Consider the following 18448-nt stretch of genomic DNA (forward strand, 5'->3'; position numbering starts at 1 on the left):
AGAGTCGCTGCGGCGCCGAGCTCGTCACCCACCCGTGTCACGCGTGCGCCACTGCCCCGAACTCCCGTACCCGGAAGGGACAACCGCATGACGGTCCGGCTCGACGACGTCCTCGCCTGCCTCGCGGAGGTGCTGGACCGGCCCGACCAGCTCCCACCGGACGTGCCGCTGACCGAGCTGGGCCTCGACTCCTTCACCGCCGTACGGCTGCGCCGGCGGCTGCGCGAGGAGACCGGGCTCAGCCTGCCGCTGCCGGACTTCCTCGGTGGCGCGACCGCACGCACGGTGGCCGGGACGGCCGCCGGCGAGCCCGCTCCCGCGGCGGACCCGCCGACCGCCGGGACCGCCGCACCGGCGTCGCCGCCGGACGGCACCCCGTTCCCGCTGACCGCCGTGCAGAGCGCCTACCTGGTCGGCCGGGACCCGGCGTTCCCGCTCGGCGGGGTCGCGACGTTCTGGTACCAGGAGTTCGACCGGGTTCCCGACGGCGACCCGCACGCCGACCTCGACCGCCTCGCGGCCGCCTGGGACGTCCTCGTGCGCCGGCACCCGATGCTGCGGATGGTCGTCGGCGACGACGGCCGCCAGCGCGTGCTCCCCGAGGTCCCCGCGACGCGGATCGCCACGGCCGACCTGCACACCGACCCCGACCCCGACGCCCGGCTGGGCGCGCTGCGCGAGGAGTGCTCGCACCAGGTGCGCGAGCCGGGGACGTGGCCGCTGCACGACCTGCGGGCCGCGCTGCTCCCGGACGGGCGCACCCGCCTGCACATCGGCATCGACGTGCTCGCGCTCGACCTCACGAGCTGGATGGTGCTGATGCGGGAGTGGGGCGAGGTCGTCGCCGACCCGGACGTCGCGCTTCCGCCGCTGCCGACGACCTTCGCGGCCCTCACCGCGCGGACGACAACCGATCCCGCCGAGCGGGCGCGCCGCGACCGCGACCGCGCCTACTGGGCGGACCGCGCACCGCTGCCCGCCGGACCCGCCCTGCCGTGGACGGGGCTGCCGTGGACCGACCCGCCCGGCGACCCGGCACCCCGGATGACCCGGCACACCGTCGTCCTCGACACCGACGCGTGGAGCCGGCTGCGCGCCGCCGCGGCCCGGCACGGGCTCAGCCCGACCGGCGCGCTGCTCGCCGCGTTCGCGTTCGTGCTCCACCGCTTCGGCGCCGAGGAGCCCTTCGCCCTCAACACCACTCTGTTCGACCGCGACGACGTCGCCGCCGGTGACGACACCCCGGGCCTGGACCGGGTGGTCGGCGACTTCACCAGCACCGTGCTGGTCGCCGTCGAGCCGCCGGACCTGCGGGCCTGGGACGGCTTCGCCGGGTTCGCCGAGCGCGTCAACCGGCGGTTCTGGGCCGACCTGGAGCACCGCTCGGTGCCCGGGGTCGAGGTCACCGCGGGCACCGCCGGGCCGCGCGACCCGCGCACCGGGCTGCCCGCCCCCGCGCACCCGGTGGTGTTCACCAGCGGACTGGGGCTCACCGGGGACGGCCCGGCGGCCACGGACTGGCTGGGGGAGGAGGTCTTCGGGATCTCCCAGACCCCGCAGGTGCTGCTCGACCACATCGTCCACGACGCGGGCGGCGTGCTCCGGGTGCACTGGGACCTGCGGGCGGACACCCTGCCCGCCGGGTTCGTGCCCGGGCTGCGCGACGCCCACCGCACGCTGCTGCGCCGGCTCGCCGACGAGCCCGGCGCCTGGACCGACCCCACCCTGGGGCACGACCCGTCGACGGCCGCGGCCGGGCCGGTCGGACCGAACCCGTTCACCGCGTACGGCCCGCTCCTCGACGACCCCTGGCGCGCCGCGGTCCGGCCGGGCCGCCCCGCGCTGCTCGACGCCCGCGGCTGCGTCGCCGCCGACGTGCTCGCCGCCCGCGCGGACCGCACCGGCGCCGCGCTCGCCGGCCTCGGTGCCGGGCCGGGCGAGCTGGTCGCGGTCTGTGTGGACAAGGGGACCGCGCAGGTCACCGCCCTGCTCGGGGTCCTCGCGAGCGGCGCGGGCTACGTCCCGGTCGAGCCGTCGTGGCCCGCCGCACGGATCGCCTCGGTCTGCGCCCGCTCCGGCCTGCGGCACGCACTCGTCGCGCCGGGGGACACCACCGCATGGCCCGACGGGGTGCGCACCCACGTCCTCGACGCCGACGGGGTCCTCGACGGCGACGCCGCGACCCCGCGCCGTCCCGACCCGGGCGACCTCGCCTACGCGATCTTCACCTCCGGGTCGACCGGCACCCCGAAGGGCGTCGGGATCGCCCACCGCGCGGCCCGCACCACCCTCGACGACCTCGAGGCCCGCTACCCGCTGCGCGCGGACGACCGGGTGCTCGCGCTGTCGGCGTACAGCTTCGACCTGTCGGTCTACGACGTGTTCTCGGTGCTCGGCGCCGGCGGCGGGGTCGTGCTGCCCGACGCCGACCGGCAGCGGGACCCCGGCCACTGGCTGGACCTCATGGCGGCCCACCGCGTGACCGTGTGGAACACCGCGCCCGCGCTGTTGGAGATGCTCGTCGAGTACGCCGAGATCGAGCCCGACGCGACGCGGCGCGCGCTGGCGTCGCTGCGCCAGGTCTTCCTGTCCGCCGACTGGATCCCGGTGACCCTGCCCGACCGGCTGCGCGCACTCGCCCCGCAGGCACGGGTGGTCGGTCTCGGCGGCGCCACCGAGGCGTCGATCTGGTCGATCTCCTACCCGGTCGACGAGGTCGACCCGGCCTGGCCGAGCATCCCCTACGGCCGCGCACTGGGCGGCCAGAGCTTCCACGTCCTCGACCCCGACGACGGCAGGCCCTGCCCGGTGGGCCGGCCCGGGGAGCTGTTCATCGGCGGCGACGGGCTCGCCGAGGGCTACGTCGGCGACCCCGACCAGACCGCGGCCCGCTTCGCCGTGCACCCGACCACCGGCACCCGCGTCTACCGGACCGGTGACCTCGGACGGTGGCGCCCGGACGGCACCATCGAGTTCCTCGGCCGCACCGACCGGCAGGTGAAGATCCGCGGTCACCGGATCGAGCTGGGGGAGCTGGAGGCGACCCTGGACCGGCTGCCCGCGGTCCGCCACGCCGTCGCCCAGGCGGTCCGCGGCCCGGACGACCGGCCCCGCCTCGTCGCGTTCGTGGTGCCCGCGGACCCGGCGACCCCGCCCGGCGACGGCGAGCTGGCCGCCGCGCTGCGCGCGGCGCTGCCGCCGTACATGGTGCCCAACCGCTTCGTCGTGCTGGCGGAGCTGCCGATCACCGCCAACGGCAAGGTCGACCACGGGGCCCTGCCGAACCCGTTCGCGGCCCGGTCCGGGCCGGCCGCCCCGGTGCCCCCGGCCGCTCCGGTGCCCCCGGCCGCGGCGGCCACCCCCACCCCCGTCACCGGGGTGCCGGCCCCCGCGCCCGCGGTCGCGTCGACCGGGGCGGAACCGGCCGTGGTCACCGCGGCGGGCGGTCGGGCGCACGCGGCCCCCGGATGGCCCGCGATCCCGCCGCAGGGCATCGAGCTGCGGCTGACCGTCGGGTGCGACGGCATCGGTCCCGTCGACGCGCTCGCCGTCGCCGCGCCGTGGGTCCAGTGGCTGCGCGCCGAGCTCCACACCCACGGCGCGACCGTCGCCGAACGGACACCCGCCGAGGGGCTCGTCGAGCTCGTGGTGACGGCCCCGGCCCTGTCCACCGCCCCGACCCCGGCGACCCCGACCCCGACGCCGGCGACCCCGGCCGCGCCTCCCGCACCGGCCTCCCCGCCCGCGGCCACGGGAGCCCCGGACCCGCTCGTCGAGCGGACCGTCGCGCGGGTGTTCAGCGACCTGCTCGGCGGACCGGTCGAGGTGGGCACCCCGTTCTTCCAGCTCGGTGCGTCCTCGCTGACCCTGGTCCTGGCCCACCGGAGGCTGGTCGAGCTGGACCCGCAGCTCACCGTCGTCGACCTGTTCGCCCACCCCACCGTCCGCGACCTCGCCCGGCACCTCACCGCGACCCCGACCCCGACCCCGACGGCGCCGACCGGGGCCGGCGCAGCCCCACCGGTGCCGGACCCACCGGCCCCGGAGCCCGGCGGCGGCCGCGCCGCCGGACGCCGCGCCGCCCGCGCCCGCGCCGTGGCGGTGGCCGGATGAGCGACACGCACGAGCCCGTCGCCGTCGTCGGCATGGCGTGCCGGTTCTCCGGGGCCGACGACCTCGACGCCTTCTGGCAGCTGCTCGTCGACGGCCGCGAGGGCCTCACCCGGGTCGACCCGGGCGGGGTGCCGCGCGCCCTGCGCGAGCGGCCCGGCTACGTCCCCGTCGCCGGGATCCTCACCGACCAGGACCGCTTCGACCCGGCCCCGTTCGGGCTGACCGGTGCCGAGGCCGACCTGCTCGACCCCCAGCAGCGCCTGTTCCTCCAGACCGCCTGGCACGCCCTGGACCACGCCGGGCACGGCGGCGCCCGGGACGCCGGAGCGGTCGGGGTGTTCGCCGGGTCGATGCAGTCGAGCTACCTGGCCTCCAACCTCGCCGACCGGTGGGACCCCACCGGCGCGGGCCCGGACCCGCTCGGGAGCCTCGCCACCGCCATGGCGACCCAGCCGGACTACCTGCCGTTGCAGACGGCCTTCCGGCTCGGACTGTCCGGGCCGGCCGTGGCGGTGTCGACGAGCTGCTCGACCTCGCTGGTCGCGGTGCACCTGGCCGTGCAGTCGCTGCTGAGCGGGGAGTCCGACACCGCGCTCGCCGGTGGGGTGTCGCTGATCGTGCCGCAGGGCCGCGGCTACGTGCACGTGCCCGGCGGGATCTTCTCCGCCGACGGGCACGTGCGGCCCTTCGGCGCCGCGGGCAGCGGGATCGTCTACACCCAGGGCGTCGGCGTCGTGGTGCTTCGCAGGCTGTCCGACGCGCTCGCCTCCGGCGACGTGGTCCACGCCGTCGTGCACGGCACCGCGGTCAACAACGACGGCGCCGACAAGGCCGGGTTCACCGCCCCGTCGGTACGCGGCCAGGCCCGGGTCGTCGCCGAGGCGCTCGCCGTCGCCGGGCTCGGCCCCGCCGACATCGGACTGGTCGAGGCGCACGGCACCGCGACACCGCTCGGCGACCCGGTCGAGGTCACCGCGCTGCGCCGGGTGCTCGGCGACGCCGGTGAGCCGTGCGCGCTCGGCTCGGTGAAGGGCAACATCGGCCACACCAACTCCGCGGCGGGCGTCGCGTCGCTGATCAAGGCCGTGCTGGCGGTGGCGCACCGGAGGGTCCCCGCCACGCTGCACGCGGAACCGGCGAACCCGGCGCTGCGCCTGGACGGGTCCCGGTTCCGGCTCCCCGCGGTCTCCGCGCCGTGGACCGGACCCGTGCACGCCGGTGTCAGCTCGTTCGGCATCGGCGGCACCAACGCCCACGTCGTCCTCGGTCCGGCCCCGCAGCGGGCCTCGGCCGCCGACGACTCCCGGCCGCAGCTGCTGTGCGTGTCCGCCGCAACCGCCGAGGCCGCCCGGGCGACCGCCGCGCGGGTGGCCGCCGTCCTGCTGACCCCGGGCACGTCCGGGGTGGGGGCCGCCGACGCCGCGCACACCCTCGCCCGCGGGCGGCTCGCGCTGCCCCACCGGGTCACCGCCGTCGGGCCCGCCGCGCTGGCCGCGGCCGCACCGGTCCACGCCGGCACCCCCCGCCTGGTGTTCGCCCTCCCCGGCGCCGGCAGCCCCCGGCCGGGGATGGCGGCCGGGCTGCACCGCGACGAACCGGTCTTCGCCGCCGCGTTCGACGAGGTCGCCGTGCTGCTCGCCCCGCACCTGGGTGCCGACGTCACCGACGCGCTGGACCCGGACGGGCCCGCCGACCGGGTCGCCGACCCCGCGTTCGGGCTGCCCGCGCTGTTCGCGGTGTCGGTCGGTGCGGCCCGGCTGCTGCAGAGCTGGGGTGCCCACCCGGACGCGCTGGTCGGGCACAGCCTCGGCGAGTGCGTCGCCGCCACCGTCGGCGGCGCGCTCGCGCTGCCCGACGCCGCCCGGCTCGTCGCGGCCCGCTGCCTCGCCGCGTCCCGCGCCGCGGGCGGCGGAGCGATGCTCGCGGTCGGCCTGTCCGAGGACGCGCTCGTGGCCCGGCTGCCCCGTGCACTGGACCTCGCCGTGGTCAACGGCCCGTCGGCGTGCGTGGTGTCCGGCCCCGCCGCGGACGTGGCCGCGTTCGCCGCCGCCCTCGCCGCCGACGGCGTCGCCCACGCCCCGCTCGCCGTGGCCGCCGCCATGCACTCCCGGGCGATGGACGCCGAGCAGGCCGGACTGGAGGCCGCGCTCGCCGGACTGGCCGGCACCGCGCCGCGGATCCCGGTCGCGAGCACCGTCACCGGCCGGCTCGCGGGTGCCGAGCTGGGCACCGCACGGCACTGGGCCGAGCAGCTGCGCCGCCCGGTGCGGTTCGCCGACGCCCTGGCGGCCGCCGTCGGGGAGGGGCCCGCCGTCGTCGTCGAGGTGGGGCCGGGCACCGCGCTGTCCCGGCTCGCCGCCGGGGCGGCGGGGGTCGTCGCGACCGTGCCGCTGCTCGACGCCGGGCCGGGCGACACCGGGCCGGACGACACCGCCGCGGCCCGCGCCGCGCTGGGACGGCTGTGGGCACACGGCGTCCCGGTCGACCCGGGCGCCCCGGCCGGGTCCGGACGCCACCGCGTCGTGTTGCCCGGCTACGCCTTCACCCGGTCCCGGCACTGGATCGACCCGCCCGAGCCGGCCACCGGCACCGCCCCCGACGAACCGCTGCAGATCCTCACCTGGGAGCCGGTCGCCCCGGTGACCGGCCGGCCGGACGGCGGATGGACCGTGCTCGGGGACGGCCCGCTCGCCGACACCCTGCGGGAGCGGCTCATCCCCGGCCCGGACGTCATCGTCGTCGGCCCGGACCCGGGCGCCGATCCCGCGACGGCCGTGGCCGGGTTCGGGGCCCGCGCCGCCGACCTGTCCGACGACGACGCGCCGCGGCTGCTGCTGGTGACCCGCGGCGGCGCCCGGATCGCCGCCGACGGCCCGGCCGACCCCGCCGCGGCCGCAATGCGCGCGCTGCCGCGGGTGCTCGGGCAGGAACGGCCCGGCCTGGTCTGGGCCACCACCGACCTCGGCGCGCAGCCCGACCCCGACACCGGACCGGGGTCCGGGACCGACCGGGAGGCCGGGCTCGTCCTGGCCGAGGCCGCCGCCCTGGCCGCCGGTGGCACCGGTGCGGTGACCGCCTGGCGCGGCGGCACCCGCTGGCGGCTCGCCCTGCGCGGCTGGGACGCCGAACCGGACCCCACGGCCGCCCCCGCACCGGGGACGGCGGTCGTCCTCGGCGGCGCGGGCGCGGTCGGGCAGGTCGTCGCCCGCCGCCTCGCCGCGGCCGGGCACCGCGTGGTCGTCACCTCCCGCACCGGGCGGGACGGCAGCCGCGCCGTCGACGCCACCGACCCCGCCGCGACGACGGCCCTGCTCACCGAGCTGGCCGGCGACGGGCCGCTGTCGGTCGTCGTCCACGCGGCCGGGGTGCTCGCCGGTGCCGAGCTGGACCCGCTCCGCGAGCTCGACGCCGGCCGGGTCCGCGCCCACCTCGACGCCAAGCTCGGCGGGGCACTGGCCCTGCACCGGGCGGTCACGGCGCTGCCCGCCGACCGGCGCCCGTCCCGCGTGCTGCTGATGTCCTCGGTCGCGACGCTGCTCGGCGGCGTCGGCACCGGGGCCTACGCCGCGGCCAACGCCGCGCTGGCCGCCGTCGCCGGGCCGGGATGGCAGGCCGTGCACTGGGACGGCTGGAGCGTCGGGACGGGCGCGACCGCGTCGGCCGCGCTCGACGCGACCACCGGCGGCGACGCGCTCGACCGGGTACTCGCCCTGCCCGCCGTCGACGAGCTGGCGGTGACCGCCTCGCCCCTGGCTCCCCGGATCGCCGCGGCCGGTCGGCCCCGGGCCGCGTCCGCACCCACGGGCCCCGCCCTCGACGGGGTCGAGGGGGAGGTCGCGGCCCTGTGGGGCGAGCTGTTCGGCACCCCGGTCACCGACCCACAGGACGACTTCTTCGCCCTCGGCGGGCACTCGCTGCTCGCGACGCGGATGCTCGCGGCCCTGCACGACCGCCACGGCGTCGCGCTCGCCCTGCGCGACCTGCTCGCCGCCCCCACCGTCGCCGGGCTGGCGGCCCTGCTGACCGGGGGAGCGGCCGCCCCCGCGGCCCCCGGCCCGGTCGCGGCGGAGCCGGACGGTGTCGCCGCCGACGGGACGTTCCCGATGACCCGGGTCCAGCACGCCTACCGGGTCGGCCGCGACGGCGGCTACGACGACGGCGGCGTGCCCTGCTACTTCTACCTGGAGTACGACGCGGACGGGCTCGACCTGCCCCGGCTGGAGGCCGCCTGGAACGTCGTCGTCGCCCGGCACCCCATGCTGCGCGCGGTCGCCACCGCCGACGGCCGCTTCCGCGTCCTCGACGACGTCCCGCACTACCGGATCCGCGTGCACGACCTCACCGGCGCCGACCCCGAGCGGCGGGAGTCGCGGCTCGCGTCGCTGCGCGAGCGGATCTCGACCCGGCCCGGCCCGCCGGACCGCTGGCCCCTGGTGACGATCCAGGCGGCCCTGCTCCCCGCGGGCCGGGTACGGGTCCTGATCGGCGTCGACGTGCTGGTGTGCGACGCCGCGTCCTGGTGGATCGTGGAGGACGAGTGGCGGGCCGCCTACGCCGACGCCGCCGACCCGCAGGCGCCGCCGTCGCTGCCCCCGCCGCCGGGTACCCACCCGGCGGCGTGCACCGCCGCGCTGGCCGCGCGCACCGCCGGGCCGGAGGGCCGTGCCGCCGCGGACTGGTGGCGTGGACGGCCGGTCCCCGGCCCGCCCGCGCTCCCGGTCCGGACACCGGCGTCACCGGGCGGACGGCCGCCGCGGTTCCGCCGCCGGGTCCACCGGATCGCCCCGGCGGACCATGCGGCGCTGCGCGCGCAGGCCGCCCGCCACCGCGTCACCCCGACCGCGGTGCTGCTCACCGCGTTCACCGACGTGCTCGCCGAGTGGGCGGGTGCGGGCGGGTTCGGCGTGCTCCTCACGCTCTTCGACCGCCCGCCGGGCACCGCGGGCGTCGTCGGGGACTTCACCTCGCTGGTCCTGCACAGCACGCCGGAGACCCCGCACCCGGTGTTCGCCGAGCGCGCCGCCGCCACCCAGGCCCGGCTGTTCGACGAGCTCGACCACCGCGCGGCCTCCGCGCTCGACGTGCTGGCCGAACGCTCCGCCCGCACCGGCGCGGTGCACCGGGTGCCCGTGGTGTTCACCAGCGCGCTCGGCCTCGACGACGACCGGTCCCTGGAGTGGATCGGCGAGCAGGTCGCCGCGCTGTCCTCCACCCCGCAGGTGTGGCTGGACCACCAGGTCGTCGAGGTCGCGGGCGAGCTGCGGCTGCAGTGGGACGGCCCCGAGGGCGTCCTGCCCGACGACGAGCTGGACGCCGTCACCGCCCGGCACGCCGAGCGGGTACGCCTGCTGGCCACCGACCCGGCGGCCTGGGGACCGGCCGCCGACCCCGACCCGGCGGCCCCGGCCCCTTCCCAGGCTCCGGTGGCTCCGGCGACGGTGCGTGCGGACGTGGCGGACGCGGTGATCCCGCTGCGCGGCGGGGACGACCCGGACCGGCCCGCGCTCGTGCTCGTCCACCCCTCCGGCGGGGACGTGCTCTGCTACGTCGAGCTGTCCCGGATGATCGACCGCCGGTTCGACGTGCTCGCCGTCGCCGACCCCCACCTGTCGCTCCCGGCGCCGCACGCCGACGCGCCGGAGACGGTGCCCGCCCTCGCGGCCGCCCACCTGGCCGCGCTGCGCGCCGCCGGACGGCGCGGGCCGTGGCTGCTGGGCGGCTGGTCGATGGGCGGTACGCTCGCCCAGGAGATGGCCGTCCAGCTGACGGCGGCGGGGGAGTCCGTCCCGCTCCTGGTCATGGTCGACTCCAACGACCCGGCGCACATCCGGCCGGTCCCCGGCACCGGGGCCGAGCTCGACCGCGCCGTCGCCGTCCGGCACCTGCGGGCGCTGGAGGCCTTCCTCGGGGCGGACCTCGACGCCGACGGCCTCACCGGCCCCGGCGCCCCGCCCGACCTCGTCGCGGCCGTCGCGGACCGGCTGCGTGACCACGGCCTGCTGGGCCGGGCCGAACCGGACGCGGCGGTCGTCGGGCGGCTCGCGGTGACGGCCCGGCACCTGCGGGCGCTGGCCGCCCACCGGGCGCAGCGACTCGACGCCACCGGCACCGCGACCGTCCTGGTCCGCGCCGAGCGGCGGGCGCCCCGCAACTCCGGCATCGGCATGGGCGTCGACGACACCCCACCCGGTGCCGGGCCCGACCTCGGCTGGTCGGCGCACCTCGCCGGCCCGCTGCACACCGTCGGCGTCGACGCCCACCACTACGGCGTGCTGCACCGGCCCGCCCTCCCCGACGTCGGCGCCGCGATCGACGCGGCGCTGCTCGCACTCCTGGAACGGATCGCATGAGACGACTGCTCACCGCGGGCCTGCTGGCCTGCGCCGTCCTCGCCGGCTGCGCGGCCCCGGCACCCACCGCCGCCGGTCCGGCGGACACGGTCCGCTACGTCGCACCCGGCTCCGGCGGGGCGGCCGTGGACGACCCGCACGGGATGCTGCCCGCCGAGAGCGACATCGTGCGGATGGCACTGACCTACGACGTGCTCACCGTCCCCGGCGACGACGGCTCCCCGCAGCCCCGGCTGGCGACGTCGTGGACCCCGGACCCCACCCTGACCCGCTGGACCGTCCGCCTGCGCGACGACGCCGTGTTCACGACCGGCGCGAAGGTCCGGGCCGCGGACGCGCTGTTCTCGCTGCGACGGATGGCGTCGAAGTCGGCGGAGAACTTCGGCCGGACGGCGATGTTCGACCTCGCCGCGTCGCGCGCCACCGACGACACCACCCTCACGCTGGTCACCCGCGCGCCCTACGCCGAGGTCGGGACCGCGCTGATGGGCGCCACCTTCGTGGTGCCCGAGGGCAGCACCGACTTCACCTCCGGCCTCGTCCCGGGCTCCGGACCGTTCCGGCCGGTCCGCTCCGACGCCCAGACCACCGTGTTCGAACGCAACGACGCCTGGTGGGGGCCGCGCCCGCCGAGCCGGGTGATCGAGGTCCGGGCGCTGGCCGACCCGCAGGCCCGCGCCCAGGCCGTGCTGTCCGGCGAGGCCGACCTCGCCGGCAGCGTTCCGCCCACGGCCGCCGACCAGGGGGCCGCCGCCGGGCTGACGGTCGTCCGCAAGCCCGGCGCGACGATGTACCCGCTGGTCATGCGCACCGACACCGCGCCCTTCTCCGACCCCCGGGTCCGCGAGGCGATCCGGCTCGGCGTCGACCGGCGCCAGCTGCTCGACGCCGTGTTCGGCGGCAAGGGCCAGCTGGGCAACGACCTGATCACCCCCACCGACCCGAGCAGCCCGCGCGACCTCCCGCAGATCGAGCGCGACGTGCCCCGCGCCCGCGCGCTGATGGCGCAGGCCGGGCTGGTCGGCGGCGTCGACGTCACGCTGCACACCACCACCGCCTACCCGGGCATGGACACCGCGGCGACCCTGCTGTCCCAGCAGCTCGCCGAGATCGGGGTGCGGGCACGCATCGAGGTCGGCCCGCCGGACACCTACTTCAGCACCGTCTACGGCGCCGAGCCGTTCTACGTCAGCTTCCTCGGCGGCATCCCCTTCCTCGACGTCGTGCGGGTGGCGCTGACCCCCGGCTCGCCGACCAACGAGACCGCCTGGGCGGACCCGTCGTGGAACGCCCAGCTCGCCACCGCGCTGGCCGAGCCGGACACCGAGCGGCGCCGCGCCGGGCTCGGTGCCCTGCAGACCCGCCTGCGCGACGAGGGCGGCTACCTCGTGTGGGGCGTCGGTGACCGGCTCGACCTCGCCGCGCCCGGGGTGACCGGGGTGTCCCCGGCGATCGGGTTCGGCGCCGGTTTCCTCGACCGGGTGCACCGCGACCGATGACCGACGTCCGACCCGGCCGGGCGCCGGACCGCAGGCGGGCGGTGACCCGTGCGGCGGCCCGCGCCGTCCTTCGGGCCGCCGGGCTGCTCGCCGGGTCCGCGGTGGTGGTCTCCGCCGCCACCGCGGTCCTGCCCGCCGACGCCGTGACGGTCCGGGCGGGCGGCCGGGTCGACCCGGCCGCGCTCGCGGAGCTGCGCGCCGCGGCGGGCCTGGACCGGCCGTGGCCCGCCCGGTTCCTGACCTGGGGCGCCGGCCTGCTCACCGGGGACCCCGGACGGTCGCTGGTCAGCGGCCGTCCGGTCGCCGACCTCGTCGCCGGACGGGCCGGGACCACCGCCGTGCTGGTGGTCGCGGCCCTGGTCGTGGCCGTGCCGCTCGCCGCGCTGCTCGCCCGCCGGCGCGGCGCCGCCGTCGCCGCGGTCGGCTCCGCGGTGCCCCCGGTCGTGGTCGCGGTCGGGCTCGCGACGCTGCTGTCCGGCGTCCTGGGCTGGGTCCCGCCGGTGTCGCTGCTGCCGCCCGGTGAGCCCGCATGGGCCCGGCCCGACCTGCTCGTCCTGCCCGTCCTCGCGCTCGCGCTGCCGTCGGGCGCGTTCGCCGCGGGCCAGCTGCGCGGGGTCGTCGAGGACGTCGCAGCCCGGCCGTTCGTGCGCGACGCCGTGCTGCGCGGGGTCCCCGCGCCGGTCGTGGCCCTGCGCTACGCGGGCCCCTTCGTCGCGGCCCCCGCCCTGCGCGTGCTCGCGGTGACCGCGGGCTCGCTGGTCGCGGGCAGCACCGTCGTCGAGACGCTGTTCGGGGTCGCCGGGCTCGGGGAGCTGCTCGTGGGCGCCGTCGCCACCCGTGACCTGCCGGTGGTCTCGGCGGTGGCGCTGCTCGCCGCGTCCGTGGTGGTCGCGGGGATGCTGGTCGCCGACCTCGTCGCCGCCGCGGTGGGCCGCCCGTGAGGCGCGCCGTGCTCCTGCCCGGAGGGTTGCTGCTCGGCCTGCTGGTCGCGCTGCCCGTCGCGGGTCCGCTCGCCGGTGGCGACCCGCTGCGGGTCGTCGCCGCGCCGTGGTCCCCGCCGCGGCCCGGCCTGCCGTGGGGCGCCGACGTCCTGGGCCGCGACGTGCTCGCCCGGGTGCTCGACGGCGGCACCGGACCGGTCACGACGGCGGTGGCCGCCGCCCTGCTCGCCACGGCGATCGGCACCGCGGGAGGGCTGTGGGTGGGGTGGACCGGCGGGCGCCGCGCGCGCGCCGTCACCGCGCTGAGCGACCTGCTGGTCGCGGTGCCGCTGCTGCTGCTCGTCCTGGTCGCCGCGGTGACGCTGCCCGGGCCGGCCGCGGTGGTCGTCGGCACCGTCGTCGGCGGCGCGCCGCTCACCGTCCGGGTCGTCGCCGACGCCACCGCCCGGGCCCGCACCGCGGGCCACGTCGAGGCCGCACTCGTCCACGGCGAACGCCCGGTCGCGGTGCTGGTCCGCGAGGTGCTGCCCGCGCACGCACCCCTGGTGGCCGCCGACCTCGCCGGCCGCGCCGTGCTCGCGCTGCAGCTGGCCGCGGCCACCTCGGTGCTCGGGTTCGGCCCGCCGCCGCCGGCCCCGGACTGGGCGGTGATGCTGCGGGAGAACCTGCCCGGGCTGACGGTGAACCCGGCCGCGGTGCTCGCCCCGGCCGTCGCGCTCGGTGCCGTCGCGACGGTGCTGGCCGTGGTGTCGCTGCGGCTCGTGCCCGCACACGCCGGTACGACGCGGGTCCCCGGCGGCCCGGTGCCGCCCGGCCCCGGGCTCACCGTGCGCGGGCTGCGCGTCCTCGACCCCGACGGGCGCGTCGTCCTCGACGGCCCCGACCTCGACGCGCACCCCGGGGAGGTCGTCGCCGTCGTCGGCTCGTCGGGGAGCGGCAAGACCACGCTGCTGCACGCGGTCCTGGGCACCCTGCCGGGGGGACTGCGCGCCGTCTCGGGCGGTGTCGGCTGGGACGGCGTTGCGCTGCCCCGGAGGCGCGCCTGGCGACGACGCACACTCGGGCTGCTGGGGCAGGACCCGGCGCTGCACCCGCTGCGCGACGCCCGGGCCCAGCTGCCCGTCCCCGACCCGGACGCGGCGCTGCGTGCGGTCGGCCTCGACCCGGCGGCCGTCGGGGGGCTGCGGCCCGACCGGCTCTCCGGGGGCCAGGCCCGCCGGGTCGCGCTCGCCAGGGCGCTGGCCGGCGACCCCGCCCTGCTCGTGCTCGACGAGCCCACCGCGGGCCTCGACCCCGCCGCGACCGCCGTCGTCGTCGCGCTGCTGCGCGCCCGCGGCGGCGTCACCCTCGTCGTCACCCACGACCCGGCCGTCGCCACGGTCGCCGACCGGGTCGTGCGGGTGGGCGCCCCCGCGCCGCCGTCGTCCCCGGCCGGTCCGCCGCCGTCCGGGGCCGGAACACCGCCGTCTCCCACCGCGGCGCCGGTCCTCGACGCGCGGCACGTCACCACGGCCGTCCCCGGCGCCGCCGCGGACGTGGACGTGCCCGTGCGGCCCGGCGGGCTGACCGTGGTCACCGGGCCGTCCGGCTGCGGCAAGACCACCCTGCTCCGGGCACTGGCCGGGGTGCGGCCGGTCACCGGGGGCACCCTCGCACTGGCCGGTGCCGCCACACCGTGGCCGGTACGCGGCCGCACCCCGGGCGTCGTCGCGCTGGTCGGGCAGCACCCCGTCCACGAGCTCAACCCGGCCCGCACCGCGGGGGCCGCCGTCGCCCGCCCGCTGCGCCGGCTCCACGGCCTGTCCGCCGCCGGCGCCCGCGCCGAGGCGGTCCGGCTGCTGGGCGACCTCGGCCTGCCGCCCGAGGTCGCCGGACGGCGGCCCGCGGCGCTGTCGGGCGGGCAGCGGCAACGGGTCGCGCTGGCCCGGGCGCTGGCCGTGCGCCCCGCGGTACTGCTCGCCGACGAGCCCACCTCCGCACTGGACGCGGCGACCACGGCCGCCGTCCTGGACCTGCTCGACGCCGCCCGCGCCGACGGCCTCGCCGTGCTCGCCACCACCCACGACCGCGCGCTCGCCGAGCGCGCCGACCACGTCGTCGACCTCACCCCCACCCACCCCGACCCCGCCACAGGACCGAGAGGAACCGCCCGGTGCGCACCGAACCCACCGCCGACCCGACCCACCCCTGGATCGCGCGCATCACCCGGGGCGAGGACCTGACCCGGGTCGTCGTCGACCCGGCCGCGCTCGTCCCGCCGGACGGCGCCCTCGTCGTCGAGCACCGCGAGCACTGGACCGAGGTCTACGACTGGACCTACTCCGACCCGTCGCCGCTGGCCGGCTGGCGGGCCTCGGGGACCGGCGCGCCGCTGCCCGCCGCGCACATGGGGGAGTGGGCCGACCGCACGGCCGAGCTCGTGCTCGCCGCGCGCCCGCGCCGGGTGCTGGAGCTGGGCTGCGGCACGGGGATGCTGCTGGAGCGGATCGCCCCGCACGTCGACGCCTACGTCGGCACCGACATCGCGGGCGACGTCGTCGACCGGCACCGCGCCACCGCCGCGCCCGGGGTGAGGGTCGTGCGGGCCGCCGCGCACGAGGCCCGCTCGGCCGCCGTGCGGGAGGCGCTCGGCGGGCGGGCACCGGACTGCGTGGTGATCAACTCGGTGACGCAGTGCTTCCCCGACCTCGCCTACCTGACCGAGGTGCTCCGCACCGCGACCGCGGTCGTCGCGGCCGGGGGGACGGTCGTCGTCGGCGACGTGCGGCACGCGGGCCTGCACCTGCGGCACTGGCGGGAGACCGTCACCGCCACCGAGCCCGACCTCGACGACGACACCCTGGCGCGCACCGTCGCCGACCGCGCCGCGGCGGACCGCGAGCTGCTGGTCGACCCGGCCGCCCTCGCCACCGCGGCCCTCGCGGGCGGGCGCCGCATCGCCGTCGCCGTGCACGCCAAGACCCTCACCGACGACACCGAGCTGTCGCGCCACCGGTTCGACGCCGTCCTGCACGTCGACGCGGGCCCCGATCCGGTCCCGGAGGTCCTGGACTGGACCGGCGACCCGCTGGCCGGGACGGAGCCGGTCGTGATCCGCGGCATCCCCAACGCGCTGCTGCGTCCCGGCCCGCACGCGGTCACCGCGGCCCGGCTGCGCACCGACCTCGCCGGTCACGACGCCGCCGTCCTGCTCGACCCGGACGACCCCGAGCTGCTGGCGGTCGCCCGGCCCGCCGCCGCGGCCGCCCGACCCGCCGCCGGGCTGGCCGGCCCGGGCCGGGCCCACGAGCCGTTCCCCGCGTTCGTGCGGAGCCGGGTCGGGCCGCTCGCGCGGCGTCTCACCGGTACCGACGCGACGGCCCTGCTGCCCGTCGTCGGGTCGGACGACATCGCCGCGGCCGACGCCGCGGGCCGGGCCGCGCTGCCCGGCGGCGCACCGGCCGGCGACGCGGGCCCCGCCGACGCGGTCGCCCGGCTCGACGCCGTCGCGCTGCGTGCCATGGCCTCGGTGCTCGACGCGGGGGACCCGGAGGTCGCCCCGCGGCACGCGTGGCTGGTGCGGCGGTGGCGGGCCGAGCTCGCCGCGCACGGCGACCCCGGACCGCAGCCGGACGGCGCGCTGCACGCGGCCTGCGCCGACCTGGGCTACCCGCCCGCGATGGTCGAGTTCTTCGCCGCCGCCATGGCCCACCTGCCCGAGCTGCTGCGCGATGAGGTGCCGCTGCAGGCGCTGCTGTTCCCCGACGGCGAGATCGCCACCGCCCTGGCGAGCTACCAGGACAACACGATCAACACCTACCTCAACGGGGCGCTGGCCCACCTCGCCGCGAGCACCGCACGGACCCGGGCGGAGCCGCTGCGCGTCCTGGAGCTGGGCGGCGGCGTCGGCGGCAGCACCCGCGCCGTCCTCGACGGCCTGGGGGAGGCGCCGGTCGACTACCTGTTCACCGACGTCTCCCGGTTCTTCCTCGACCTGGCCGCGACCCGGTTCCCCGGGGTGCGGACCGCGCTGCTCGACGTCACCACCGACCTGGCCGCCCACGACGGCCGCCACGACCTCGTCGTCGCGGCGAACGTCCTGCACAACGCCGTCGACGTCCGCGCGACGCTCGCCGCCGTCCGCGGGGTGCTGGCCCCCGGCGGGGTGCTCGCCCTGGTCGAGTCGACCCGCGAGCACCTCCCGGCGCTGGTGTCGATGCAGTTCCTCATGTCCGCGCGTCCGGGCGCGGCCGCCGCCGGCAGCGGGGACCTGCGCGCCGGCACCGACCGGATCTTCCTGACCGAGCGGGAGTGGTGGGCCGAGCTCGCCGCCGCCGGTCTGCGGCCGGTCGCGGCGCTGCCCCACGGCACGGACGACCTGCGGGTGCTGGGGCAGCAGCTGCTCCTGGCGACGCCGTGAGCCCGCCGCCCGGCCCGGCGTGCCGGGCGGCGGACGACGCGGAGCGGGACGGGGGCTGGACATCGGGTCCGACGGCGCGTTGCCTGGGGCACGGTCGTCCTCCGGCGCACGCCCCGCGCGCCGGCGCGGGCACCGGGGAAGGTGGGCCCGTGTTCGGCGAACCCCTGATGGCGACGTGCTGGACCTCGGCGGGCGACGCCGCGTCCGACCGGGCGGACCTGCGCAGCCCGGTGCCCCTGCGGACCCGGGTCGAGGCCGCCGCCGCGGCGGGGTTCCGCGGGTTCGGCCTGCTGTCGGCCGACCTGCCGGCGGCGATGCGCGCCCACGGCGGGTTCGACGGGGTCCGCGCGCTGTTCGAGGAGAACGGCATCACCCACGTCGAGCTGGAGGACGTCCCGGCCTGGTGGTCCGACGACGGGCCGGAGCGGGAGACCGCGGACGCGGTCCGCGACCTGCTGCTGGCCGCCGCGCCGGCGCTCGGAGCCCGCCACATCAAGGTCACCCCGGACGGGACGGGCGCACCCTGGTACCCGGCGCGGTGGGCGGCGCGGTTCGGTGACCTCGCGGCCCGGGCCGCGGACAGCGGTGTCCGGCTGGGCATCGAGTTCTTCCCCTGGTCGAACATCGCGACGCTGGCCGACGGCCTCCGCCTGGTCGAGGCGGCCGGCCACGACAACGCCGGGGTGATCATCGACGTCTGGCACACCGAGCGTGGCGGGACACCGGTCGCCGACCTCGCCGCCGTGCCGGTCGAGCGGATCATCGGGGTCGAGCTGAACGACGCCGACCGCACGGTGGTCGGCACGCTGTTCGAGGACACCGTGCACCGCCGGCGGTACTGCGGCGACGGCGACTTCGACCTCACCGGTGCGATCGCGTCGCTGCGCCGGGCCGGGTGGCGGGGACCGTGGGGCGTGGAGATCCTCTCCGACGAGCACCGTGCCCTCGACGTCGCGACGGCCTGCCGGAGGGCGTTCGACACCGCCGACGCGGTCCTGACCGCGGCGGCGGGCTGACCCCGGGCGGCGCCCCGGCGCGCGGTGATCCGCTCGGCGCGCGCTGGTCCGCCTGACACGCGGTGATCCACCCGGCGCGCGCTGGTCCGCCCGGCGCGCGCTGATCCGCCCGGCGCGCGCGTCCGGACAC

7 protein-coding genes are annotated in these 18448 nt (G+C 79.0%); all 7 read left to right on the top strand.

The window, feature by feature from the left end:
• Window positions 1-87: 87 nt before the first annotated feature.
• On the top strand, window positions 88-4113 hold the full coding sequence (locus tag KPL57_RS42930) for a non-ribosomal peptide synthetase (RefSeq protein ID WP_226356129.1): 4026 nt from the start codon (window positions 88-90) through the stop codon (window positions 4111-4113).
• Entirely contained in the window at window positions 4110-10463 is a 6354-nt protein-coding gene (locus tag KPL57_RS42935; RefSeq protein ID WP_264198740.1) for a type I polyketide synthase, read from the top strand. Before KPL57_RS42930 ends, KPL57_RS42935 begins: the two co-directional genes overlap by 4 nt.
• Window positions 10460-11962 carry an ABC transporter substrate-binding protein gene (locus KPL57_RS42945; RefSeq protein ID WP_226356130.1) on the top strand — a complete coding sequence of 501 codons (1503 nt, stop codon included), beginning with the start codon at window positions 10460-10462 and terminating at the stop codon, window positions 11960-11962. Before KPL57_RS42935 ends, KPL57_RS42945 begins: the two co-directional genes overlap by 4 nt.
• Window positions 11959-12903, top strand: a complete 945-nt coding sequence (locus KPL57_RS42950; RefSeq protein WP_226356131.1) for an ABC transporter permease subunit — start codon at window positions 11959-11961, stop codon at window positions 12901-12903. Before KPL57_RS42945 ends, KPL57_RS42950 begins: the two co-directional genes overlap by 4 nt.
• Window positions 12900-15125, top strand: coding sequence for an ATP-binding cassette domain-containing protein (locus KPL57_RS42955; RefSeq protein ID WP_226356132.1), 2226 nt, complete (start codon window positions 12900-12902; stop codon window positions 15123-15125). Before KPL57_RS42950 ends, KPL57_RS42955 begins: the two co-directional genes overlap by 4 nt.
• Window positions 15056-17302, top strand: coding sequence for a class I SAM-dependent methyltransferase (locus tag KPL57_RS42960; RefSeq protein WP_226356133.1), 2247 nt, complete (start codon window positions 15056-15058; stop codon window positions 17300-17302). Before KPL57_RS42955 ends, KPL57_RS42960 begins: the two co-directional genes overlap by 70 nt.
• A gap of 149 nt (window positions 17303-17451) precedes the next feature.
• Window positions 17452-18318, top strand: coding sequence for a sugar phosphate isomerase/epimerase family protein (locus KPL57_RS42965; RefSeq protein ID WP_308253093.1), 867 nt, complete (start codon window positions 17452-17454; stop codon window positions 18316-18318).
• The last annotated feature ends 130 nt before the right edge of the window (window positions 18319-18448 follow it).

Source organism: Pseudonocardia sp. ICBG601 (assembly GCF_020496245.1).

Coding starts and splice junctions, on each gene's coding strand:
- KPL57_RS42930 (WP_226356129.1), top strand. CDS start 88: ATGACGGTCCGGCTCGACGACGTCCTCGCCTGCCTCGCGGAGGTGCTG.
- KPL57_RS42935 (WP_264198740.1), top strand. CDS start 4,110: ATGAGCGACACGCACGAGCCCGTCGCCGTCGTCGGCATGGCGTGCCGG.
- KPL57_RS42945 (WP_226356130.1), top strand. CDS start 10,460: ATGAGACGACTGCTCACCGCGGGCCTGCTGGCCTGCGCCGTCCTCGCC.
- KPL57_RS42950 (WP_226356131.1), top strand. CDS start 11,959: ATGACCGACGTCCGACCCGGCCGGGCGCCGGACCGCAGGCGGGCGGTG.